This window comes from Blastococcus sp. MG754426 (assembly GCF_021699055.1).
GTDB lineage: Bacteria > Actinomycetota > Actinomycetes > Mycobacteriales > Geodermatophilaceae > Blastococcus.
In genome coordinates this window covers 20,906-43,618 of record NZ_SSXC01000006.1, presented here as the reverse complement: position 1 = coordinate 43,618, position 22,713 = coordinate 20,906, and the positions used below count along the sequence as shown (strand labels likewise).

The 22,713-nt window shown below is 69.6% G+C and carries 20 protein-coding genes and 1 tRNA gene; 10 read left to right on the top strand and 11 right to left on the bottom strand.

Features of this window, described 5'->3' with window-relative positions; translation table 11 throughout:
* Position 1 precedes the first annotated feature (1 nt).
* From E9549_RS04635 to E9549_RS04620, 4 genes are all read right to left on the bottom strand, one after another.
* Positions 2–3,280: a DEAD/DEAH box helicase gene (locus E9549_RS04635; RefSeq protein WP_135095140.1), complete on the bottom strand. Its 3,279-nt coding sequence runs from the start codon at positions 3,278–3,280 to the stop codon at positions 2–4.
* Complete coding sequence (locus E9549_RS04630) at positions 3,273–3,890, bottom strand: methylase (RefSeq protein ID WP_135095139.1); 618 nt, start codon at positions 3,888–3,890, stop codon at positions 3,273–3,275. The genes E9549_RS04635 and E9549_RS04630 overlap by 8 nt, the downstream gene beginning before the upstream one ends.
* A 454-nt stretch (positions 3,891–4,344) precedes the next feature.
* Entirely contained in the window at positions 4,345–5,067 is a 723-nt protein-coding gene (locus E9549_RS04625) for a hypothetical protein (RefSeq protein WP_209305934.1), read from the bottom strand.
* Between the two features lie 217 nt (positions 5,068–5,284).
* Positions 5,285–5,857, bottom strand: coding sequence for a hypothetical protein (locus E9549_RS04620; protein ID WP_236825401.1), 573 nt, complete (start codon positions 5,855–5,857; stop codon positions 5,285–5,287).
* Positions 5,858–5,939: 82 nt separating this feature from the next.
* Between E9549_RS04620 and E9549_RS04615 the strand changes: the two genes are divergently transcribed.
* Together E9549_RS04615 and E9549_RS04610 are read left to right on the top strand one after the other, a co-directional pair.
* Complete coding sequence (locus E9549_RS04615) at positions 5,940–6,356, top strand: hypothetical protein (RefSeq protein ID WP_135095137.1); 417 nt, start codon at positions 5,940–5,942, stop codon at positions 6,354–6,356.
* 148 nt (positions 6,357–6,504) lie between these two features.
* Positions 6,505–7,458, top strand: coding sequence for an EVE domain-containing protein (locus E9549_RS04610; protein ID WP_167758198.1), 954 nt, complete (start codon positions 6,505–6,507; stop codon positions 7,456–7,458).
* Between the two features lie 927 nt (positions 7,459–8,385).
* On the opposite strand, the gene E9549_RS04605 is transcribed toward E9549_RS04610, so the two are convergent.
* The 3 genes from E9549_RS04605 to E9549_RS04595 form a co-directional block, all read right to left on the bottom strand.
* A complete protein-coding gene (locus tag E9549_RS04605; RefSeq protein WP_135095135.1) occupies positions 8,386–9,321 on the bottom strand; it encodes a hypothetical protein in 936 nt (311 codons plus the stop codon).
* A 223-nt stretch (positions 9,322–9,544) separates the two neighbouring features.
* Positions 9,545–10,108: a hypothetical protein gene (locus E9549_RS04600; RefSeq protein WP_135095134.1), complete on the bottom strand. Its 564-nt coding sequence runs from the start codon at positions 10,106–10,108 to the stop codon at positions 9,545–9,547.
* Positions 10,109–10,215: 107 nt separating this feature from the next.
* On the bottom strand, positions 10,216–10,425 hold the full coding sequence (locus E9549_RS04595; protein WP_135095133.1) for a hypothetical protein: 210 nt from the start codon (positions 10,423–10,425) through the stop codon (positions 10,216–10,218).
* 81 nt (positions 10,426–10,506) lie between these two features.
* On the opposite strand from E9549_RS04595, the gene E9549_RS04590 reads away from it, so the two are divergent.
* Complete coding sequence (locus E9549_RS04590; RefSeq protein ID WP_135095132.1) at positions 10,507–11,643, top strand: DUF4062 domain-containing protein; 1,137 nt, start codon at positions 10,507–10,509, stop codon at positions 11,641–11,643.
* Positions 11,644–12,128: 485 nt separating this feature from the next.
* The gene (locus E9549_RS04585; RefSeq protein ID WP_135095131.1) at positions 12,129–13,124 is read left to right on the top strand and encodes a PIN domain-containing protein; all 996 of its coding nucleotides are present in this window, start codon (positions 12,129–12,131) and stop codon (positions 13,122–13,124) included.
* Between the two features lie 254 nt (positions 13,125–13,378).
* Here the strand turns inward: E9549_RS04585 and E9549_RS04580 are convergent.
* A tRNA-Gly gene (locus E9549_RS04580) sits at positions 13,379–13,452 on the bottom strand.
* Between the two features lie 200 nt (positions 13,453–13,652).
* Here E9549_RS04580 and E9549_RS04575 point away from each other — a divergent pair.
* Entirely contained in the window at positions 13,653–14,444 is a 792-nt protein-coding gene (locus E9549_RS04575) for a GAF and ANTAR domain-containing protein (RefSeq protein ID WP_236825400.1), read from the top strand.
* Positions 14,445–14,555: 111 nt separating this feature from the next.
* Here the strand turns inward: E9549_RS04575 and E9549_RS04570 are convergent, their stop codons facing one another.
* Together E9549_RS04570 and E9549_RS04565 are read right to left on the bottom strand one after the other, a co-directional pair.
* Positions 14,556–15,581, bottom strand: a complete 1,026-nt coding sequence (locus E9549_RS04570) for a hemolysin family protein (RefSeq protein ID WP_236825399.1) — start codon at positions 15,579–15,581, stop codon at positions 14,556–14,558.
* On the bottom strand, positions 15,578–16,960 hold the full coding sequence (locus tag E9549_RS04565) for a hemolysin family protein (RefSeq protein WP_236825398.1): 1,383 nt from the start codon (positions 16,958–16,960) through the stop codon (positions 15,578–15,580). The genes E9549_RS04570 and E9549_RS04565 overlap by 4 nt, the downstream gene beginning before the upstream one ends.
* A 251-nt stretch (positions 16,961–17,211) precedes the next feature.
* Here E9549_RS04565 and E9549_RS04560 point away from each other — a divergent pair, with 251 nt between their 5' ends.
* From E9549_RS04560 to E9549_RS04540, 5 genes are read left to right on the top strand one after another with little or no spacing between them, the layout of a single operon-like run.
* Complete coding sequence (locus tag E9549_RS04560; protein ID WP_236825397.1) at positions 17,212–18,831, top strand: ABC transporter substrate-binding protein; 1,620 nt, start codon at positions 17,212–17,214, stop codon at positions 18,829–18,831.
* A complete protein-coding gene (locus tag E9549_RS04555; RefSeq protein WP_236825396.1) occupies positions 18,819–19,931 on the top strand; it encodes an ABC transporter permease in 1,113 nt (370 codons plus the stop codon). The genes E9549_RS04560 and E9549_RS04555 overlap by 13 nt, the downstream gene beginning before the upstream one ends.
* A complete protein-coding gene (locus E9549_RS04550) occupies positions 19,928–20,785 on the top strand; it encodes an ABC transporter permease (RefSeq protein ID WP_236825395.1) in 858 nt (285 codons plus the stop codon). The genes E9549_RS04555 and E9549_RS04550 overlap by 4 nt, the downstream gene beginning before the upstream one ends.
* Positions 20,782–21,588, top strand: a complete 807-nt coding sequence (locus E9549_RS04545; RefSeq protein ID WP_236825394.1) for an ATP-binding cassette domain-containing protein — start codon at positions 20,782–20,784, stop codon at positions 21,586–21,588. The genes E9549_RS04550 and E9549_RS04545 overlap by 4 nt, the downstream gene beginning before the upstream one ends.
* The gene (locus E9549_RS04540; RefSeq protein WP_236825393.1) at positions 21,588–22,205 is read left to right on the top strand and encodes an ABC transporter ATP-binding protein; all 618 of its coding nucleotides are present in this window, start codon (positions 21,588–21,590) and stop codon (positions 22,203–22,205) included. Before E9549_RS04545 ends, E9549_RS04540 begins: the two co-directional genes overlap by 1 nt.
* 36 nt (positions 22,206–22,241) lie before the next feature.
* Here the strand turns inward: E9549_RS04540 and E9549_RS04535 are convergent, their stop codons facing one another.
* The gene (locus E9549_RS04535; protein ID WP_236825392.1) at positions 22,242–22,628 is read right to left on the bottom strand and encodes a hypothetical protein; all 387 of its coding nucleotides are present in this window, start codon (positions 22,626–22,628) and stop codon (positions 22,242–22,244) included.
* Positions 22,629–22,713 lie beyond the last annotated feature (85 nt).

Here is a 22,713-nt window from a genome sequence, read left to right as displayed (position 1 = left end):
GTCAGCGATCTCCGCTCAGCATGTCGCCGATCATCTTCTGCCGGTCCGCTGGGCTCATCCGCGCGAGGTTGCCGACTCGGAAGTGCCCAGACTCCTTCACCCATTGCCTGCGTTCGGCGTTGCCACCGGAGACCGCTTCAATGGTGATGTCGTGGAGGATCTCGTTGTGGCTCATCTCGAAGATCTGTGAAGTCAGAATGTGCCGTAGCCGCACGTCCTGGTCCGGGAACTTGGCGGCCAGGCCGGTGTCCAGCCGCCGCACAAGCTCCATCAGGAACAGGCCAGCGGTGGAGAACAGGTCAGCGAACTTCTTGTCCGGGTCACTGAAGATGCCTGGGTTCTCGGCCTCAAGCGAGTCGACCATCATCTTCACGACGGCCTGCGGCGTGAAGACAAGGGAGGTCTTCTGCTGCGGGATGTACGCGAAGATGTCCTCGACCTGCTCCTCGTCGAAGTAGTCGGCGAGCGCTTCCTTCTTGTCCAGGAACTCCTGGACGGACTGGTCGAAGACCGCCTCGTCGAAGAGGCCGGGGATCCTGGTCGTCGTTCCGTTTTCCTCGACGACGTCCTGTCCGTCGCGGAGGAGGCGGAACTCTTCCTCCGAGATACCGGTGATCTCCTGGAAGACGTCGTCGGGCGTGTAGTCGTCGAAGTTGGCGAGGCGCATGCCTCGATCGCCGTACGCCATGAGGAACATCGGGATGGTCCGCGCGAAGCCGCGGAGGTGGGAGCGGCAGTCGTCCATCGTCTGGTTCGCGAGCTTCTGCTCCTTCTTCGTCTCTTCGCGCGTGACCACCTCAGGGACGACTTCGTCCATCGTTGCGGTGACGATGGCGATGATGTCCTTCTGGAAAGCCTGCTTCTGCTCTTCCCGCTTGGCCGCGACGGCCGCCGCCTCGGCCTCGGTCGCGGCCTCGGCTAGTTCGTCAGCCAGGTGCTTCTTCGCGATGGCCTGCTCGGCAAGCGCACGCTCGACCTTCGCCTTCACTGCCTGTTCGGTGCGCCTCTCGTCCCGTTCGACCTGCCCGGCGGTCAGTCCGTACGCGTCCTTGAGCTCGTCGCGCTTCTCCCGAGCGTGCTCGGTCACGACTTTGGCGATGTCCGCCGCCAGTTTGGTCGCCGGGGCGTCGAAGTCAGCTGTTGGGATGTCCTCGATGCGCCAGACGGGCTTGCCGAACTCTGCCACCTTGGGGTTGATGACGGTCTCCACGTCGACCAGCACGTTGCCGTCTCGGTCGGTCGTGGGCGGTGGCTCGGGCAGGTCGATCGTCTGCCCGGCGGTGGCCCGGTTCCCCTTCGCGGCGGGCAGCTTCTCAAGGATCTCCTTGAGGTGCTCCGAGTAGCGGAAGATGCCGGCGACGTTGGCGAACAGAAGGTTCGACAGGAAGCCGCGGCGAACGACCTCACGGGCCTTGAAGACCTGCGGGAACGCGAGCACCTGCCCCGCATCAAGTTCGATCATCCGCCCCTCGGAGTCCTCACCGAGGACCGGGAAGAAGTTCAGCAGCCTGCGGATGTTCTCCTGCCGCACCCCGGGGTCTCCCGAGGGGTTCGGGCTGAGGTTGTTGGCGAAGGCGTCGAACATCGTCAGAGTTCGTTCGGGCGCGAAGTCGAAGATGTAGGCGTTCTGCTTCTGGAAGACCGTTCCGCCGCGCTCGAAGGTGCAGGCGTTCTGCGCGCGGAAGGCGGCCTGCATGTACTGGGCCGGCGACGTGAGGTTGGACAGCATGATCACCGCTGTCCACTCCGGGACCGTGACGCCTGTCGTGAGCTGGCCCACGGACAGGGTGATGGTCTTTCCGCCGACGGCCTCGGCGTCGGCAATGGCCTTCCGCACCCTGCCCAACGACTTTCCGATGGCAGCAGGGTCGGACTCGTCGGAGCGCCCGTCGCCTGCGGCCAGGACGACGGTGTAGTCCTTGAAGACCTCGTGCGCCTTGAGGAGGCGCTCCAGCGCCCTCGCTGAGGCGACGCGGTTGAGCAGCCAGAAGGAGTGCCGGACCTCGTCCCGGAGCTCTGGGGTCGAGAACGGGTACTTCTCGTTCGTCGCGAGGCGGTCGAGGAACTTGATGACGTCGGCTTCGTACTCGAAGTAGCCGTTGTCCTTGGTGCTGAAGAACTCGTTGAGGTCGAACGTGTAGTCCACGTTCGCTTCGTCCCCCTCGATCGCCACCCCTTCGTCCAGGCGGTCGGTGATCATGCGGGAGAGCTGGTAGGTCAGCAGATTGAGCGTCGGCAGTGCGGCGTAGGGGTTGTCTTGGCCGTCGCCAACCCACTCACGGCGGGCGGTCTGCTCGTCCTCGTACGTCCAGTTGAAGATCTCGCCGGAGGCGAACCTTCCTGACGCGAGCGCCTTGAACGGCGTGCCCGACAGGTGCAGGGTCCGGCTGCGCTTGATCTGGTCGAACGCGATGTCGGTCTTGGTCGTGTCGACGCCTTCGTGGGCCTCGTCGACGACGAGGAGGTCCCAATGGAGGTCGGCGATGTGCTTGAGCTTGGGGTAGTACCCGCCGAAGTACTGCGACCCCTTGAGGTCCTGGAGGGAGACGAACTCGACGACGCGGGCGTCCGCACGGTCGGCGCAGAAATGGCGCCACTGCTCGCGGGACATGGGCGAACGGTCGTCGAGCGAGGGGGACTCGGAGACGAACTTGAAGGTCGTCTGGTGGCCGATGAAGCGCGTGAAGTCGTCGTACCAGCTGTTCGCGATGGCGGGGCGGTTGGTGACGATGAGGACCGTCTTGACGTCCAGTTCCCGCATGAGGTGGTAGGCCGTGAGCGTCTTGCCGAACCTGGGCTTCGCGTTCCACAGTGCCTCCGCCGATCCTGCGGAGAAGGCCGCGACGGCCTGGTCCACGGCGGCACGCTGCTCCGGCCTGAGGACGTAGTCGTCTTCGCCGCCGGCCTGGAGGTCGCCGAAGTCCTGCCCTGCGAAGTCGTTCAAGTAGTCGAGCGACGTCCGAGGAGCGCCGGCGAAGCGGTGCCATTCGGTCCGCTTGGGAGCGGTCTCTCGGACCACGCCCTGCTGCTTCAGGAAGGCGTGGAAGTCCGTGTCTGTGAACCGCCCTCCGGCCTCGGTGGTGAACAAGGCACGGCGAGACCAGACCTTCTGCTTCTCGACCGACATCTGGCTCGCCTGCTGGGCGATGCGGGCGTCGGCGCTGTCCTGCTCGGTGTAGCCGATCTTCTCCCAGCCCGAGTACTTGGGGACGTCAGGAGTCCTCCACGAGTAGATGAGGGGCACCACCTCGCGGAAGGTCCTGATCTTCGGGCTAGCCACTGGCCTTGGCCTTCTCGTGGACACGGTCGATCCGGCTCACCGCGTACGTTCCGTAGTCGGTGAAGTCGAGCATGCCGTCGCCGCGCAGCGACGCGAGTGCGAAGGGCTCCCGCTGGACCATGCCGGGCATGTCCGCGATCCTGTGCCACCAGGAGAACTGGATCTCCTCGCCGTGCGAGTCCAGACCCTTGAGGGTGTCGCCGCAGACGATGTTCGTGTCGATCAGGAAGGCGGCGGCCCGCCCGGCCCTGGTGCCCGAACCGCAAGCAACGCCGTGGCTGGAATGGAACCGCAGGAACTCGGCGAACATCGCCGCCTTGGCGTCCCGATGGTTGTCCTCCAGCAGCTCGATCCCGTAGATCGAGGCCAGGGCGAACAGCGACTCGTCGAGCCAGGACTCCGGCCCACACCGCTTCTCGATCGCTCGGAGCTTGCGGCCCAGGATCGCGACGAGGAAGTTGCCGTCGCCCGCCGCAGGCTCAAGGAAGGTCTTGTCGACGAAGTCGGGGCCCGTCTCCAGCTCCTCGTGGACCAACTCGAGCATCGTGTTGACCATCTGCCGCTGCGTGAAGACCTCGCCGTAGACCTTGACGCGTTGCCGGGACTTCACGACTTGCTCCTCCACGATCAGCGTCGGCACATGCGTCGTCCGTAGCGCCTTCACTGCGGGTCCGGCTCCTGCAGGACGACCCTCGCTGACCTTGCTCGCGATAGCGAGGGCCCTGGCCTCGGGGAGCACTATCTCGACCGGCGCTGACCGGCAAGAGAGCGTCTGTCCTGGGGTAGGGCCTCCTGCGTCCGGGGGCAGCACTGCCTGCCGTTGAAGCCGTGTGCCTGCGCCCCGCACCAGCCGCTCCTCCTGCTCGTCCTGACCGTCACTGCAAACCTAGGTCGTCGAGGGGCTAGAAGCGCGCAAGGCACCCGGAGGTCTGCGTTCCTGCAGTTAGATCGTCGCCCTTACGAGAGGAGACGACGGCTACGCCGCAAGCCGCCGCGGGAGTCAGCTAGGCCGCCGGTGTCCCTGAGCGGCCCATTTAGGGACAGTCACCGACTATGGCGCCGTGTCATGGGTCCACTCCCTCGTGTGGCCTAGCGGCGATGGCCAGGAGCACATCATGGCCGCGGCCCTGCTCGACCTGCCGGTGCAGGCCAAGCTCCACGATGCGTCCGTCATTGGGGGTCCATGGCTTGGCCGAGCCTGCTTGTCCTAGGAGCGGGCTGAGGGCATCAATGGTGGCTTTCCAAAGGTTCGGCCAGTTCCTCCTAGGCCCCACCGTGAAGCTCAGTTCCAGAGACACCGGACCCGGCGGAAGCTCGGCCACCGTGAGGAGAGCGTCCTGAATCTGCTGCTTATAGACGCCGCTCTCGCCGGAGGCGGTGGTGTGGACGAAGAGCCACCCGCCAGCCGGGTCCGCGTCGGCGAGGAGCACGGCTTGCTCAATGCCGATCAGCGAGGTCGTCGCGTGCCGCTTTGTTGCCCACACACAGGCCACTTGGCGCTGGCTGACGTTGATCAGTCTCATCGCGAGCGGGAAGACGTAGTTGTCCAGGTCGTTGGCGTCGAGCAAGGGCGTCTTAGCGGGAAGGCCTACATCCAGCCGTAGGGCCAGCGGGTCCGCCACGTCAGACAGCGCCGGCGTGAGCACGTCCACCGCATGTGTCAGGAACGCCTCGAGCCGCACTCGATCCGGATCCCCCGTCCTGTTCCAGCTCGCCAGGCGAGGCGCGACCCCGAGAGGCAGGAGCTCGCCGTTAGGGCGAGCAAAGAATGCCGGCTGCACGGACATGACGGGACGCTAGACCTATCAACTTGGCATCGGATCGCGTGCGCCCCTGAGCGGCCCACTCCAGGGATAGCCCGCCACCGGCCCCGCAGGCCGCGTCCCCGAGAGACGGCCGTAACGGGGACTTGGCAAGCACAACGAAGTTGTGCGGGGAACCCACCTCGCGTCAGTCCCAGATGGGCGGTCTGCTTGTCCTAAGGCGCCCCTTGGGGACGCTCGTTCATTTCCCGACAACGTCGCCCGCAGCCGCGAACGAGGCAGAGACCACGGGCGATTGACCGGCAAGATCAAGCGGCTGGTTGCTGGCGAGGTCGACGACCGTCAAGCCGGCGGCGACATACCGTGCCCAGCCAACCTTGTCCTCGTGAGCACTCAGCAGCTTGTGTTCGTCTCGGGTGACCACGCATGCGACGGCACCGGCGAGAAGCGCCGCGACGTCAGCGCCCGGCTGAAGTAGCTGCTGCACCAGGCCCTTCCGCGGTTGCACATGTTCGTGGTGCAGTAGCTTCGCCGCAGCCGAAGGCGTCATCGACGCCTGAATCGCCAAGGCGCCATTGGTCCGGTAGCGCAACAGATACTTCCGGCTGACGCTGCCCCGTTCCGTAACGAACCAGATCGCCTCGTTCAGCAAGCGCTTCCGGTGGTCGACGTGCACACACTTGTCGGTCAGTGCGAACGTGGCTTGTGCGACTGAACTGGCCAGACGGGCGGCTTCGTCACCATCGTTGGACCAGCTGGGTCCCAAATTTGGCACGACGTTCTCCTCTCCGGGAACCGGGTTGCAGCTTGCCATCGCACGGCCGCCGCCACGTCTGGCGGAAACCGTTCGACGAGAGGCCCTCGCCGCAGAGAGTCAGGGCAGGTAGGAAGGGCCAATGGCCGCCGGACGCTCACTCACGACGGATCAGGTGGACGCTGCTATCGATCTCGTTATCGAGGCAGCGAAGGATCGAGGGCAGACCGTCAGCTACACGCGCGTCTTCGAGGCGGGTGGCTTGCCGGCGCCCCAGATGTTGCACCAGGGCGCGGAGTCTCATTTGGTCACCGAGTTCATGAAAGCCTTCCACGACCGCTGCATCGAGCGAGACTTGCCTCCGCTCGATGCCCTCGTTGTGCACGTCGCCGGTCCTCGCGAGGGGAAGCCTGGCGGTGGCTACTTCAAGGTGAACGGTCACGACGACGCTTTCCACGACCGGACACCGCCAGAGCGCATGATCGCTGCCTATGGCTTCTGGGAACGGCAGGTCGCCCAGTGCAAGCGCTGGGGCATCGACGCGCGGCGAGCTCGTTAGAAGCTCGCCGCGACGTGTGAGACGGTGTCCCATAGCCCGCCTTCAGGACATGGCGGCGGCGCCCTCCGCTTCTGCCAAGCTTGGCTGATTCAGCAGCTCCGCTGAGCCGCTGACGTGATGTCGCGCTCAACGACCGGAGGAGTTGCTGGTGAGCTGGATCGAGAGGCTCCGTCGCAACGGCGCTCAACGGAGGACCGGGGCCGCCTCCGCAACCCCGACGGCCGGACAGGCGTGGCTCTGGGTCACCGGACCTGAGTTCTACCTGGACGACGACGGCCGGGATCGAGCCGACCTGGACCCAGCGTCGTTCGACGGCCCCCGAGGCTGGTGGACGTGCCATTCCGACACGCGGTTCGGCGACCCGGCGCTCCTGTACCGGGCAAGACAGCGCAAGGACATCGCGTACCTCGTCAGAGCGGAGTCGGACGCGTACCCGCTCTCGGCGGGCGACGGGGTCCCGGGAAGAAACACCCACGGGTGCGACTACACCGTCGTCAAGAAGTTCAGCCATCCGCTGTCGATCGAGGCCATGAGGGCGGACCCGTCGCTGGCGGAGTGGGCCGCACTAAAGATCAACTTCAATGGGTCCGTCCACCGGGTGCCCCATGCGATATGGAAGCGACTCCTCGACCGGTTAACGAACCGGCGGCCGGAGGAGGTCCGGTCCGCGATCGAGCACAGGGCCCGCGAGTTGGAGGACGAGCTTGCGCTCGAGCGGTACCTCGTCGACAACGGGGACATCTGGCGAAAGCTGGGCTACTCGCTCGAGCTGCGCCACCAGCAGCGCCGTTGGGCCGACCGAACCCGGGCCGACCTCGTCTACTGGGACAAGGCCGGCGGGCAGTACGTGGTCGTCGAACTCAAGGCGCGCACCGTTAATGGAGACACCGTCGGTCAGGTGCTGAGGTACATGGCCAACGCTCGGAACGAGCTCGCCGGCGGCCGACCGACGAAGGGGATCGTCATCGGAGCGGACTTAGGCAAGTGGGGCAAGTCCCTTCTCGAGGAACACCCGGAAGTCGCATTCGTGAGTCACGACGACCTCGGGGCGTCGGTCGTGCGGCGTAGCACCAAACGGACGAAGCTCCCGAAAGTCAGCTGACCGGTTGCGCCGACCAGCCCTCCATCGCAGCCCCATACCCACAGGTGTCCCATAAGCCGCCTTCGGAGACACGCGCCCGCTCGCCGGTCTCGAAGTCGTGCGCACTCAACGAGGTCCGATCCGCGGGGGTCGACCGAGCCGCAACGGGAGCTGGCGACGCGCCCGACCGCGTGGGCGTCAGTCAACAACCAGTCACAAAACTTCCATCCGAGACCCCTGTCGACCAACACCGTCCAACAACGGATGCGCTGGTCATCCGCTAGTTTCCGAGTCTGCCAATGACTGTCGTGCACGCTCAGAACGTTCCGCTTCAACGCGTTCCTCACGAACAACATCCGGCAGCTCAACGACCCCGATGAGTGCCGAGCCATCCAACGCTCCCGTCTGCACTGGATCTCGCACACCTTGGAGCCGGGACTCGCCGGGCTGGCGCTTGAGTCAGCCGCGATCTGTGCGGCCATCCAGCCCGTCATCTCGGAACTCGACCTTGTGTCGACGCAGCGGATCGTCGAGATCAGCGGCTTGGCTAGGCGCAAGAGCCACAAGATCACGGACCCAGCGACCCAGCCGCCGAGCAAGTACTGGCCGTGACCAGCCTACGAACGACGCCCGGCGGTCGACGGATGTGCTGCCGGGCCCGCCACCGCTACGCCGAAGAGAGCGACGCCGATCACGACCTGGGCGACGATCTCGCGGCGTCGTCGGCGCTGTTCGTCCGTGAGGGGTACATCGCGCCGACGCAGGAGTGGGCTCACCTGGCGCAGCCTAGGGCGACTCGTCTCTGAGTCGCCGAGCTGATGCGGGCCGGTTACTCCTGCAGCGTCGCGGCCTGCCTCGCAACGCCCAGCGCCGCGGGCATCCGTTAGTGGGGCCACTCGCCGACGGCGACCCTGCTCCAGGCGCGTCCGCCAACACCGCGAGGGGATGTCAGCCGCCCGGTAGCCCCTCCCTCATGTCCCGAAAGGCGGTCTCTCGGACCGCGTGGAGGCTTGCCTGCCACCGCAGCAACGTGGGTCCGATGACGTCCAGCCAGACCGAGTCGGGTAACCCCGCGTAAGCCAGCGCGGCCATGGCCGTGCGGTGGACGGCGAAGATCGCGCTTGCGGTGAACACCACGAAGTTGTCCAGACGCATTCCCAACTGCACGGTCGTCGACTCGGGTGCCGGGTTTGGGCTGTGGTCGCGGACCGACATCAACGAGGTGAAGTGCGGCTCGCCGTGGACGAACGCTGACGCGACCCGGTAGACGATGTCGCCCGTCTCGTCGCCCGGGACGTCGTCGAGCACTGCTCGGACCAATGACATCTCGCGGGGCAGCGGAGGGCCGATCTGGGGAGGCGGGTCCTCGCCGCTCCGCCTGCGCCCCGGCAGGGTGACGTGGAAGCCGGCCTGCTTGGCGCCCTCAACGATGTTCGCGATCTCGGTAGTGGAGGACGCCAAGCCGATACGGTCGAGCTCGCTGATCATCTTCAGCTTGATGGACATGGCCCGGCGTACCCGTTCGCGTGCGGAGATGTTGCGCTCCAGCAGGAAGTTGGCCCGGGCAGCGGAGCCGAGCACTGGACGCACGAGGGTGAAGGGGACCATGAGGATGCGCTCCTGCCCGGCAAGGAGCGCCATGCCGCGGAGGTGATCCTCGGTGTGGTTCAGCAATGCGGCGACGAGGGAGGTCGCCAGCAGCACGGGGCGCTGCGCCCAGCGGCCGGCGAGGGTGTCCTCCAGCGCGCTCTCCGCCGCCGCCTGAGAGCTCTCGGCCCAAGGGTGGCCGAAGCCCCCGATGATGACCTCGAGGGCGTCGGCGAACTTCTCAAGCATCGTGCCGACGTCGGGGAAGGACTGCGCCGGCTGCACGGGGGCGGTCATGGCATCGAAGCTTGACAGCGAGGTCACCTTGGCGCGCCTGCCGGCGGCCGACGCCCCGGTCGCGATGCCGCCGCGGATACCGCGAGCAGTAGGCAGCCAGGTGACTAGGGCGTCGCCGCCGCGACCGCGACGAAGAGTAACCACAGGCCCGGTGTGGAGGCCGCGCCACGGTCACGGATCCGGCCCGCGGTACTGGTGGTCCCCGCCGATTGGCTGCTGGACGTCATTCGGCGCCCCGACAGGATGGACTGAGGTCCCCAAGCAGGGTTGGCAGAAGCTCGCCGATGCCGCCGGGGGAGACGCCGGCCGGCAGCGCGACCGGCTCGGCCAAACCGGCATACCGGAGGGTCACCCGACCGTAGTGCGGGAAGGTCCAGTTGCCCTCTGCGGCGCTGGCTTGCCACACGTCAGCGCCATTCACCCATGAGTCTCCTTCGGGCTCGATGCTGACCTGCTGCAGCGCAGAGCGGGGCAGGACCTTGATCGAGACCCGGGCTTCGCGGTGCCCGTCGTCAAAACGATGGTGGCGCGCCGTCTTGACGTCCTGAAGGTCGGCGAGTAGCAGATGGTCGTCCGTCCAGACCCGGACCACGCCGCTGACGAGCATTCGCTCGCTGGATGCAAGGTTGACGTCGACATGGCGGGGCTGAGCGGGGTACAGCAGTACCGCCATCCGCGCGAGAACATGGACGGCAAGGCGAATTCGGCCGTCCGTCGCCGCCTCGATCCTCTCGGCGAGGGCGTCAGCCCATTGCTGCTGAGGATTCCCGCCCTCTTCACCGCTCATCCGAGGAAGCCTCCGACCGTCGTGAGAACCAAGGCGGGCCAGTATCGCAGCCAGTTTCGGTCGGCTCGGAGAAGTGGCGTCCTCGCACAGGCCAACCGGCGCGGTGATCACTCGTCGGCATTCCGCACCTTCTTGACGTCGTAGTACAGGCACTCGCCGGTCTCGGGAAAGTAGATGCCGAGGCAGTAGATGGCCGGCGACATGCCAAAGTTCATTCCTGGCACCACGACGACACCGATGTCGTCCCGGTTGGGGACGCGCACGCGGCGCGGCTCGGGTGTTCCACCGTAGGTTGTCGTCGTCACCGAGAAGTCCATGAGGCCAGCCTGGCAGCTGGGGGTGACATCCCAGGGGCCAGAGGCGTCGATGTGTCAGCCCCGGTCGCTAGCGTCCCCGCCATGAAGGTCTTCATTTCGTCGGTCACCTACGCGCTGAAGGCCGAGCGTGACGCTCTCGCCGCTCAGCTGAAGGTCGTGCCGCCGTACCAGCCGCTGCGCTTCGAGGACTTCACAGCACAGGGCCGCTCATCGCGGGAAGCGTGTCTCGCCGGCGTAGAGGCGTGTGACGTCTATGTACTGCTGCTCGGCCCTCGCTACGGCGACGCCCTTCCCGACACTGGCAAGGCGCCCACCGAGGAAGAGTTCGAACACGCTCGACGTCTGGGCAAGGAGATCTTGGCGTTCGTCAAAACTATCGACGAAGAGGACGAGCCTCGTCAGGCGCAGTTCAAGGCCCGGGTGCAGTCCTACGTCAATGGCTACTTCAGAGGCAGCTTCGCAGACCCGCTGACGCTGAATCTGGCAGTCACGGCGGCGTTAGCAGAAGTGTCACTCGGCCCCGCTGCACTCGAGTGGTCAACGTTGCCAGAGCCACCGGCCGTAGTCTGGCGCTGGGATGTGCCCGCCGTCCGCGACTCGGGGGTCTATGGTCCCGTTCTTGATGCTCACCTGGTGCCGATAGGCGCACAGCCGCTGCGGGCAACGCAGTTGCAGGGGCTCCCTGGAATTCTGACCCGCAGCGCCCGTGACGCAGGATTTTTCGCAGAGACCGATGCGGTCAAGGCGGCGAGCAACTCCGCGATGGCTTTGTCATGGGTGCCGAATCAGAGTGGGGGAGGAGCCGGCGGCTTCCTCACTGACCGTCAAGAGCCCACACATCGAGGAATTCTGGTCCATAGGAGCGGACAGGTGTCGGTGTTCGAGGCGCTCCCCACCGATTTCATGGGTGCTCTGGTGAACCGGGACGATCTTCAGCGGAGGCTTTCGCGTCTCATGGTGTTGGGGGCCAGTGTCGCGCCTTCTTACACCACGGCAGTGGCTCCTGCGGCTTCACTGGCACCCCTTGACCGAGTCTTCGAGGGAGATCCGTCCAAGGTGGGGGGTCGTCATCAAGGCACTATGCGGATGACGACGGGGGCAGCTGCTGTCATGCATCCGACCGCGACCGTGTCCCTGAGTGCGGTCATCGATCACAGCGGGGATGTCGCGGCAGAGATGGCAGCTGAACTGCTCGACGGGCTCCGCCAAGCCCGATAGCCCGCGGGCGCCACCAGATCCATTTGTGTACAGACCGTGATGGCACCTGGGCCGGGTTCGGTTCTCTGGGCTCAAGGGCAAGCGCAGGGCCAGAGGAGCGAACGCGGGTCGCGATGGCGGGGACGCCGGTATTACGTGACGTCGACGACGCCTCAACCGGCGTCGGTATCATGATCTTGCTGGACAACTCACCGGCTGCGTCGCCGATTAGTGACATCACTCAGGTCTTGGACGGCCCCGGTCGGGCGCCCTTGCGCTCCAGAACCGGTTGCAGTTGTGGTTGCAGTTGGCCGCGTTCACGGTCATTCGTCGCCGTGCGCGGCCGTAATTATCCGCTGTTCAAACGGCTTATGGAACTGCGACGAACTGCTATGAACGCGATCAAGACGGCCTGGCAGTGCGGCGCCGGGCGGCCGCTCGCTGAGCATTCTGCTCCTCGGTCAACTGGGCCATGTCGCCTCCTGGGTAGGCCATACGGTGTGGTCGTGCTACGTCTGCTCGTTGACACCTCCACCTGGCTGGACCTGTGCAAGCGCCGCGACGGGCAGCGCTGGATCGTCGCGCTCCGAGTACTCGTTCACCAGGGGCAGGTCGAGCTGCTCGTCCCACGACTCGTCATCGACGAGTTCGAGCGGAACCGAGATCGGGTTGAGACGTCGATGACGGCGAGCATCGCCCAGCGGTTCAGGCTCATCAAGCAAGACCTCGACGACTACGGCGGCTCGGACAACGAGCAGGCGCTCAACGTCATCACGGATCTTGCCCGCCATGTGCCGCTCATCGGAGCCATGACGACCCGCAACTTCGACGAGGTGCTCGACCTGCTCCGAGCCGGCCGTGGCCTCGAGCCAGGGGACGAAGAGAAACGCGGGGTGGTCGAGCGCGGCCTGTTGAAGCAGGCGCCGTTCCACCGGTCCCGCAACAGTGTCGCCGACGCCTTGCTCATCGAGCTCTACGAAACGACTCTCCGCGGCGTCGACCTGGACCACGAGCCGCACGCGTTCATCACGAGCAACAGCGACGACTTCTCCATGCCCGGCGGAGACGCGCGGCAGCCGCATCCTGACCTCGCCGGTCTGTTCGCAGTGGAGGGGTCGACCTACGGCCTGGGAGTCGACGGCCTCAATCAAGTCCTCCTGGACTACTTCGGCGACGAGATTGAAGAGCTGTTCGCGGAGACCTACTTCGAGGAGGAGCCCCGACGGCTGGACGAGATCGTGGAGGCAGAACGGGAGCTGTTCGACCGCATCTGGTACCACCGCTCCCTCCAACACGAGTACCGGCTCGAGGACGTTGGGGACGACGCCGAGCTGGAGCGCCTACTCGCGATTGCAGGGCCAGGGCGCCGGCGTGTTGAAGGGCTGTACACAGAGCCTGGTCAGCTGGGCCCGTACACGGATTCCGAGCTCGGGATGCTCAACGGAAAGCTTTCGGCCCTGCGCTGGGTCCTCGGCAGCGAATGGGACTTCCTCGACACATGACGGCGATCCCCGGAGCCCTGACGCCCAGCCGACGGCCACCTCGAGTAAGAAGAGCCGGTTTCACCCGGCAGTGCAGCGAGTCATAGGACAACGCGTTTGCAGCTTGGGCCGCTCGAGGTCGTGCCTTATCCGTGCCTTAAGCACCGGTCAAATCGGGTGGTCAGCGGCCAACAGGGGTCGGTATCACTGAGGCACGAACTCAGCGCCGAGGCACTGCTGAGCTGGGATAACTGGCATACGAGCTGGTCGAAACGTGGAGCGGGTGACCGGGATCGAACCGGCATGGCCAGCTTGGAAGGCTGGGGCTCTACCATTGAGCTACACCCGCGTGACGGCGCGAGGGAGCGGGCTCCCTCGACATCGGAGCCGCCGGGACCGAGATCCACCGGCTGCCGAGCCGCGACGAGCGTAGCGCGCCGCCGCCGGACGACGTGGCAGCGGCCCCATGCAGGCGTCGGCTCCCAGAACCGTCGACGCTGCGGCTCCCGCGCAGGGACAGCCGCGCGGCCCGGCGATACCGTGGCGCGCATGCCCGAGAGGCCCGACCGCGCAGCCCGGTCCGCCCACAGCGATGAGCCGCAGCGGCCGGTTCCCTTCCCGGGCAACGGTGCGGTAGCGCGGGGGCCGGCGGCGGACCTCGGCGAGGTCATGGGGCAGGTCGCCCGCGCGCTGCAGGAGGAGCACGGCGACGTCGAGGCCACGTTGCAGGCGATCACCCACGCCGCGGTCGGCTCCGTGCCCGGAGCGGAGGAGAGCGGCATCACCCTCGTGGTCGACCGCCGCACGGTGGAGTCGCGGGCCCCGACCGGCGACCTGCCTCGAAGCATCGACCGCCTGCAGGAGCGGCTGGGCGAGGGGCCGTGCCTGGACGCGCTGTTCGAGCAGCGGACCGTCCGCATCGAGGACCTCCGGGAAGAGGACCGCTGGCCCCGGTTCGCCGGTGAGGCCGCCGACCTGGGCGCCCGCAGCATGCTGTCGTTCCAGCTGTTCGTCACCGGCAGCACCGTGGGGGCGCTCAACCTCTACTCGTCGCGGCCCGGCGCCTTCGGCGAGGAGTCCGAGTCGGTGGGGCTGGTGTTCGCCAGCCACGCCGCGGTGGCCCTCGTCAGCGCGCAGCACGAGCAGCACCTGCGGACCGCGCTCGCCAGCCGCGACCTGATCGGTCAGGCGAAGGGCATCCTGATGAACCAGTTCAAGCTCACCGGTGACCAGGCCTTCCAGGTCCTGGTGCGGGCGTCCTCGCACACCAACCGCAAGCTCGTCGACATCGCCGAGGAGCTGAGCGAGACCGGCGTCCTGCCGACCCCGTCCCGGGACTGAGCGAGCGGACGGGCACTCCGGCGGGGACGCTCGTCCCGCGGCGCCGCGCCCGCCGGCAGGTGCGCCGCCCAGGCCCGGCAGTCCAGGCAACGGGCTGCCGGGCCGCCCCGCTCAGCCGGCCGGCTCGGCGGCCGCGGGCTGGGGGAGGAGCCGGTGCAGCACGTCGGCCATGGTGACCACGCCGAGCACCGAACCGGCCTCGGTGACGACGGCGAGGTGGTTCCGCGTCTCGCGCATCGCCGCGAGGGCCGCCCACACGGTGGTGCCGGCGTCCAGGTCGAACACCGGGCGGGCGAACCCGGCCGCCGGGGTGCCGGGCGCGGAGGCGAGGGTGTCGCGTACGTGCACCACACCGGTCAGCCGGGCCCGGGTCCCGAGCAGGATGCGCAGGTGGCCGCTCCGCCGGGTGGCCTCCCGCACCGCCTCCACGGTCGCGTCCGCCGGCACCGAGACGAGCGGCGCCTCGGGGGTGACGAGCTCCCGGACGGTCATGCGCTCCAGCTCCAGGGCGCCGGAGATCTGCGTGGAGAAGCCGGCGTCCAGCGCACCGACGTTGGCGGAGTGCTCCACCAGGTGGCGCAGCGCATCGGGGCTGTGCCCGACGGCGAGCTCGTCGGCCGGCTCCACCCCGACCGAGCGGACGAGCCGGTTGGCCATGGTGTTGAGGAGGCGCAGCAGGGGCCGGAACACCGCCATGAACGCCCGCATCGGCGCCGCCAGCAGCGTGGCCGAGCGCTCGGGGTGCGCGATCGCCCACGACTTCGGCGCCATCTCGCCGACCACGAGGTGGATGAACGTGATCACCAGCAGCGCCAGCACGAAGCCGGCGACGTCGGCGGCGACCAGCGGCAGTCCCCACGACTCGAACAGCGGGGTGAGCCAGTGGTGCACCGCCGGCTTGCTGATCGCGCCCAGGGCCAGGGTGGCGGCGGTGATGCCCAGCTGCGAACCGGCCAGCAGCAGGGTCAGCTCCGAGGAGTTGCGCAGCGCCGCGCGGGCCGACCGGCTGCCGGGCGCAGCCTCCTCCAGCCGGTGGCGCTTGGCGGCCAGCGCGGCGAACTCCACCGCGACGAAGAACGCCGACAGCGCCACGATCACCACGGTCGCGGTGAGGACCACCCACGGGTTCTCGCTCATCGGGCCTCCTCCGGGGCGGTGGCGCCGGCGCGGTCGGGCAGCTCCAGGCGGACGCGCGAGGGCACGTGCCGCTCCACGTCGAGCACCTCCACGTGCAGGTGCCGTGGGGCGGGCCGGTCGGCGTGCACCAGATCCGCCGGGTCCGGCGGCAGCTCGATGGTCAGCCGGTCGCCCGGCTCGGGCAGGGCGCCGGCCGCGGTGATGACCAGCCCGGCGATCGTCTCGTGGTGGCCGTCGGGCAGGTCGACGCCGAGCGCCCGCTCCACCTCGTCGACGTGCACGTCACCGGCCATCTCCCACACGCCGTCGCCCACGACCGGCACGTACTCCGGGCGCTCGTCGTCGTGCTCGTCGGTGATCTCGCCGACGAGCTCCTCGGCGAGGTCCTCGAGGGTGACGATGCCGGCGAAGCCGCCGTACTCGTCGATGGCACAGGCCATCTTCTCGCCGCCCTCCGCGAGCCGGCGGAGCGCGTCGGGCAGCGGGGTGAACGTGGAGACGACCGGGCACTCCCGGGCGATCGTCGTCACCCGCGCGGTGTCCGGCTCGGGTGTGGCCAGCAGGTCGGCCAGGTGCACCACGCCGACGACGTCACCGGTGCCGGCCTCCAGCACCGGGTAGCGCGAGTGCCCGTGGGTCATCAGGGCGCGCAGGTCGCCCAGGGTGATGGTGTCCTGGACGGTGTCCACGCGCGGGCGCGGGATCATCGCGTGCTCCACGTCGCGGTCGGGGAAGTCGAGGATGCGGTCGACCAGCATCGAGAGCTCCGCCGGCAGGTTCCCGCTGTCGCGGGACTCCTCGACGATGTGCTCCAGGTCCCGGGCGGTGGCGGCGTGCTCCACGTCGTGCACCGGCTCGATCCGCAGCGCCCGCAGCAGCAGGTTGGACGCCTGGTCGAACACCCAGATCAGCCAGCCGAAGACCTTGAGGTACACCACCGTCGAGGCGGCCAGCCACCGGGCGACCGGCTCCGGGCGGGAGATGGCCAGGTTCTTCGGGAAGAGCTCCCCGAACAGCATCTGCACGACCGTGGAGAAGAGCAGTGCCAGCACCGCGCCGATGCCGACGCCGACCGCCGTCGGTATGCCGACGCCTCCCAGCAGCGCCCCCAGGGACTCGCCGATGAGCGGCTCGGCGACGTAGCCGACCAGCAGCCCGGTGACCGTGATCCCCAATTGGGCGCCCGACAGCATGAACGACGTCCGGCGGGTGACGTCCAGCGCCCGCTTCGCGGCGGCGTCACCGCCCGCTGCGCGCGCACCGAGGGTCGCCCGGTCGACCGCCATGTAGGCGAACTCCTGGGCCACGAAGTAGCCCGTGACGGCCGTGATCGCCAGCACGACGAGCACCCCGAGCAGGAGCGAGAGCACTTCGGTCACCGGCCGCGCACCCCCTCACCGGAACGGAGGGGCGCGGCCTGGGGACTGTGGTAGGGGCTCATGGCTCTCTTCGGAGGAGGACGGGGGCGGTCGCCCCGCAGACCAACGAGGCGGCGGTGTGCAGTGTTCCTTCCCGGTACCCCGGTTGCGGTGTGCAACCCCGGATGGCCTGTTGCAAGATGTTTGCAATAACCTCGGCGGCGGCATGGCGCGCACCGGGTGCGGCACGCCGTCGGAGCGGAGGGGATCACGTGCGCGCACGGCGGGGAGCGGTCCGGAACGCGCTGGCCGTCGGCGCGTCGGCGGTCCTGGTCGCCGGCTGCGGCGCCGCCACCGGCGGGGCCGGGACGGCCGCCGGATCGACTGCGCCCACCGAGCTGCGGCTGGCGATCGGTGGTGAGCCGGACGACGGCTACGACCCGACGCTCGGCTGGGGGCGGTACGGCTCGCCGCTGTTCCAGTCGACCCTGCTGGCGCGGGACGCGGACCTCGACGTCGTCCCGGACCTGGCCACCGACTGGTCGGTCAGCGAGGACGGCCTGGTGTGGACCGTCGACCTCCGCACCGACGCCCGCTTCACCGACGGCGAGCCGGTCACCGCCGACGACGTCGCCTACACCTTCACGACGGCGAGCGAGAGCGGCGGCCTGACCGACGTCACCGCGCTGGCCGAGGCCGTCGCCGTCGACGAGGACACCGTCGAGCTGCGGTTGGAGCGGCCGCAGAGCACCTTCGTCAACCGGCTGGTCTCGCTGGGCATCGTCCCGGAGCACGCGCACGGCCCGGACTACGCCCGCAACCCGGTCGGCTCGGGGCCCTACACCTTCGTGCAGTGGGACGAGGGGCAGCAGCTCATCGTCGAGCGCAACGACGGCTACTACGGCGAGCAGCCGGCCTTCGAGCGGCTGGTCTTCCAGTTCACCGGCGAGGACACCTCCCTGGCCGCCGCGGCCGCGGGGCAGGTCGACATGGCGGCCGTCCCCGCGCAGCTGGCGACCAGCCAGGTCCCGGGCATGGAGCTGGTCGCGGTCCGGTCCGTCGACAACCGCGGGATCATGTTCCCCTTCGTGCCCGACGAGGGGCGGACCACCGAGGACGGGCAGCCGATCGGCGACGACGTCACCTCCGACCGCGCCGTGCGCCAGGCGGTCAACGTCGCCGTGGACCGCGCCGCGCTCGTCGACGGCGTCCTGGAGGGCTACGGCACGCCGGCGACCGGGCCGGTCGACGGGCTGCCCTGGGACGAGCCTGCCGCGGCGGTCACCGACGCCGACACCGCCGAGGCCGAGCGGCTGCTGGAGGCGGCCGGCTGGGTCGACGCCGACGGCGACGGCGTGCGGGAGCGCGACGGCGTCCCGGCCGCGTTCAGCCTGCTCTACCCGGCCGACGACTCGTTGCGGCAGGCGCTCGCCCTCGCCGTCACCGACATGCTCGCCCCGGTGGGCATCGAGGTCACCCCGGACGGCGCGAGCTGGGACGTCATCGAGCAGCGGCTGCACTCCGACGCGGTCCTCTTCGGCTGGGGCAGTCTCGACCCGACCGAGATGTACAACCTCTACTCGTCGACCCAGGCCGGCGTCGAGTACTGGAACCCCGGCTACTACGCGAGCTCCGAGGTCGACGCGCACCTGGAGGCGGCGATGACCGCCCCCGACCAGGAGGCCGCGATCCCGCACTGGCAGGCGGCCCAGCACGACGGCGAGGGCGCCGGGTTCGGCCCGCAGGGGGATGCCGCCTGGGCCTGGCTGGTCAACCTCGAGCACACCTACTTCGTCGACGAGTGCCTCGACCTCGGCAGCCCGCGGATCGAGCCGCACGGCCACGGCTGGCCGGTCACTGCGGGGATCGCGGACTGGCAGTGGAGCTGCTGAGCCGGGCGACGCGGTGGCTGGCCGGCCGGCTCGTGCGGCTGGCCCTGCTGCTGGTCGCGGTCGCCACCGCGTCGTTCGCGCTGGTGGTGCACTCGCCGGTCGACCCCGTGGACGCCTACGTCGGCGGGGACATCGCCGCCGTCGGCCCCGAGCAGCGGGCGCTGATCGCCGAGCGCTGGGGGCTCGACGAGCCACCGGTCGAGCGCTTCCTCGCCTGGGCGGGGCAGCTCGCGCAGGGGGACCTGGGGCGGTCCCTGACGTTCAACCAGCCGGTCGCCGACGTCATCGGGGAGCGCTTCCTCGCCAGCCTCGCGCTCATGGCCACCGCCTGGCTGCTCTCCGGGCTCGCCGGGTTCGCGCTCGGGGTGCTCGCCGGTGCCCGGCAGGGCACGTTCACCGACCGGGCGATCTGCTGGTGGGCCTACACCCTGGCCTCGGCGCCGACCTTCTGGGTCGGCCTGCTGCTGCTCTACGTCTTCTCGGTGCAGCTGGGCTGGACGCCGGTGTGCTGCGCGGTCCCGGTCGGCACCCTGGCCGAGGACGTCACCCTCCTCGACCGGCTGCACCACCTGGTGCTGCCGGCGGTCACCCTCTCGGTCGTGGGCGTCGCCCCGGTCGTGCTGCACACCCGGCACGCCGTCGTCGAGGCGCTGGCGAGCGACTACGTCGCCTTCGCCCGCGCGCAGGGGGAGTCGGCGACCGGCGTCGTGCTGCACCGCGTGCTGCGCAACGCCGCGGCCCCCGCGGTGCTGCTCCAGTTCAGCTCCCTCGGTGAGCTCTTCGGCGGCGCGGTCCTCGCCGAGCAGGTCTTCTCCTACCCGGGCCTCGGTGCCGCGACGACCGCCGCCGCCCTCGGGCAGGACGTCCCGCTGCTGCTGGGCATCGTCCTGTCCACCACCGTCTTCGTCTTCGTCGGCAACCAGGTCGGTGACCTCGTGCACGCCCGGCTCGACCCCCGGGTGTCGGCCGATCTCGCCGCCGCCCGGCGCGCCCGGCGTGGCCTGCGCGGTCCGGTCGCTGCACCCCGCCCGCCGGCAACCGGTGCGCTGCCCCCTCAGGAGCAGGTGCCGCCCTCCCCGGCCGGGCAGGGGGTGCGATGAGCACCGCCGCCGATCCCGCCCTCCGGACCGGGTTCCTGGGGGACCGGCGCCGCCGGACGCTCGCCTGGGTCGGGCTCTCGCTGCTGGTCGTGCTCGGCGTCTTCGTCGCCGGGGGCCTGGCGGACGACGCCGCCTCGACCACCGCGCTCGCCGACCGCAACCTCGGCCCGTCGGCCGCCCACCCGTTCGGCACCGACCCGCTCGGTCGCGACCTGCTGGCCCGGGTGCTGGCGGGGCTGCGGCTCAGCCTGGTGGTCGGGACGACGGCGGCGCTGATCTCCGCCGTCATCGCGCTGCTGCTCGCCTCCGCCGCAGCGGTGTTCGGCGGCGTCGTCGACCGGGTGGTGAGCTGGCTGGTCGACCTCTTCCTCGCCCTGCCGCACCTGGTCCTGCTCATCCTGCTGGCCTTCGTCCTCGGCGGGGGCACGCAGGCCGCGGTGATCGCCGTCGCCCTCACCCACTGGCCGACGCTCACCCGCGTGCTGCGCGGCCGGGCGCGGGAGATCGTCTCCTCCGACCACGTCGCCGTCTCCCGGCAGCTCGGCCACGGCCGCGGCTGGATCGCCCGCCACCACCTCGCCGGGCACCTGACCGGCCACTTCCTCGTGGGCGCCGTCCTGCTCTTCCCGCACGCGATCCTGCACGAGGCGGCGCTGTCCTTCCTGGGTCTGGGCGTCGACCCGGGGGAGCCCTCGATCGGGGTGCTGCTGGCCGAGTCCATGCGCTACCTCAGCGCCGGCGCCTGGTGGCTCGCCGTGCTGCCCGGGCTGTGCCTGCTGGTCGTGGTGAAGCTCGTCGACACGATCGGCGAGAACACCCGGGCGCTGCTGGACCCGCGGAGCGCCCACCTGTGAGCCCGTTGCTGGAGGTGCGCGACCTCGAGGTGGACTTCGTGCAGTACGAGCGCGGGCTGCGCCGCCGCACGGTGGCTGCGCTCTCCGGCATGGACCTCACCGTGGCGGCGGGCGAGGTGGTGGCGCTGGTCGGGGCCAGCGGAGCCGGGAAGTCGCTGCTCGCGCACGCCGTCCTGGGGCTGCTGCCGCCGAACGCGGTCGAGCGCGGGACGGTGGCCTACGACGGCGTGGACCTCGACCCCGACGGGCGCCGCCGGCTGGCCGGGCGCGGCCTCGCGCTGCTGCCGCAGTCGGTGGCCTTCCTCGACCCGCTGAGCCGGGTGGGCCGGCAGGTGCGGCGCTCGGCGCGGCTGGCCGGGCACCCCGACCCGCGGCGGGCCGCGGAGGAGGCGCTGGCCCGCCGGGGGCTGGGGCCCGAGGTGCTGCGGCTGCACCCGCACGAGCTCTCCGGCGGCATGGCCCGGCGGGTGCTGGTCGCGATGGCGACGATGAGCCGGCCGCGGGTGCTGATCGCCGACGAGCCGACCACGGGCCTCCCGGCCGCCGGTGTCACCAGCACGCTCGCCGAGTTCCGGGCGATGGCCGACGACGGCTGCGCGGTCGTGCTCATCACCCACGAGCTGGTGGCCGCGCTCGCCGTCGCCGACCGGGTGGTCATCGTCCGCGACGGCCGCACCGTCGACGTCGCCGACCCGCGCGCCTTCACCGGCGACGGGGCCGCTCTGCAGCACCCGTACACCCGGTCGCTCTGGCAGGCGCTGCCCGCCAACGGCTTCCGGGTGCCGGCGGAGGCGCTGACCTGATGCTGCACGCCGACGACGTGTGGTTCCGCTACGGCACCGCGCAGCCGTGGGTCCTCGCCGGGGTGGACCTGCGGGTCGAGGCCGGGGAGGTCGTGGGGCTGTGCGGCCCGAGCGGCGGGGGCAAGAGCACGCTCGGCCGGGTGCTGGCCGGGTTCGCCACCCCCGTCCGCGGCCGGGTGACCGTCGACGGCGCCGTCCCGCGGGCCCGGCGCGCCCCGCACCCGGTGCAGCTCGTGCTCCAGCACCCCGAGCGCGCGATGGACCCGCGCTGGACGGTGCGGCGGGTGCTCGCGGCCACCGGTGCGTCCGAGGGCGACGTCGCCGCGCTGGACCGGCGGCTGGTCGACCCGGCCTGGCTGGACCGCCACCCGCACGAGATCAGCGGCGGCGAGCTGCAGCGGGTCGACCTGGCGCGGGCGCTGCTGGCCCGGCCGCGCTACCTCGTCGCCGACGAGATCACCGCGAGCGTCGACGCCGTCACCCAGGCCGCCATCTGGCACCTGCTGCTGGAGCACTGCCGCGCCGCCGGCATCGGGCTGCTGGCGATCTCGCACGACCGCCCGCTGCTCGACGCGGTCGCGTCCCGCGTCGTCGACTGGGCGCCGGTGGACGTCTGATCACCCCTCACCCGTGCTGGGCCGACCGGCAGGCGGTCACGGGTGCCCGCGGTCCCCGTCGCGGTCGACCGCACCGGTCACGAGGCGCTGCTGCTCGACCTCGGCACGGACGGCGGCCAGGTCGCCGGCCGAGCGCAGCGCGTGCGCCAGCGCGCCGGCGCTGTCGGCGCGGGCGGCGCGCGCGAGGGCGTCGATCAGCTCCCGCAGCGCGCCGTCCCGCTCGCCGTGGTGCACCAGCCGGGCGACGTCGTTGACCGTGCTGCGCACGTCCTGCACCAGCAGGGGGAGCTGGCGCACGGTGTAGCCGACCAGCACCGCGACGTCGAAGGGCAGACGGGCGAGCGCCGCGGCCGCGGGCAGCACGCCGAACCCGGGCGGCGGCGGGGGAGTGGCCGGGCCGAGGCCGTCGTCGTCGATCGCCACTGCGAGGTCTCCGTCCGTGGGGCACGCTCCGGCGGCCCGGTGGCCCGGGTCCGCGCGTTCCCGGCAGGCTATCGGCGGGTGTCAC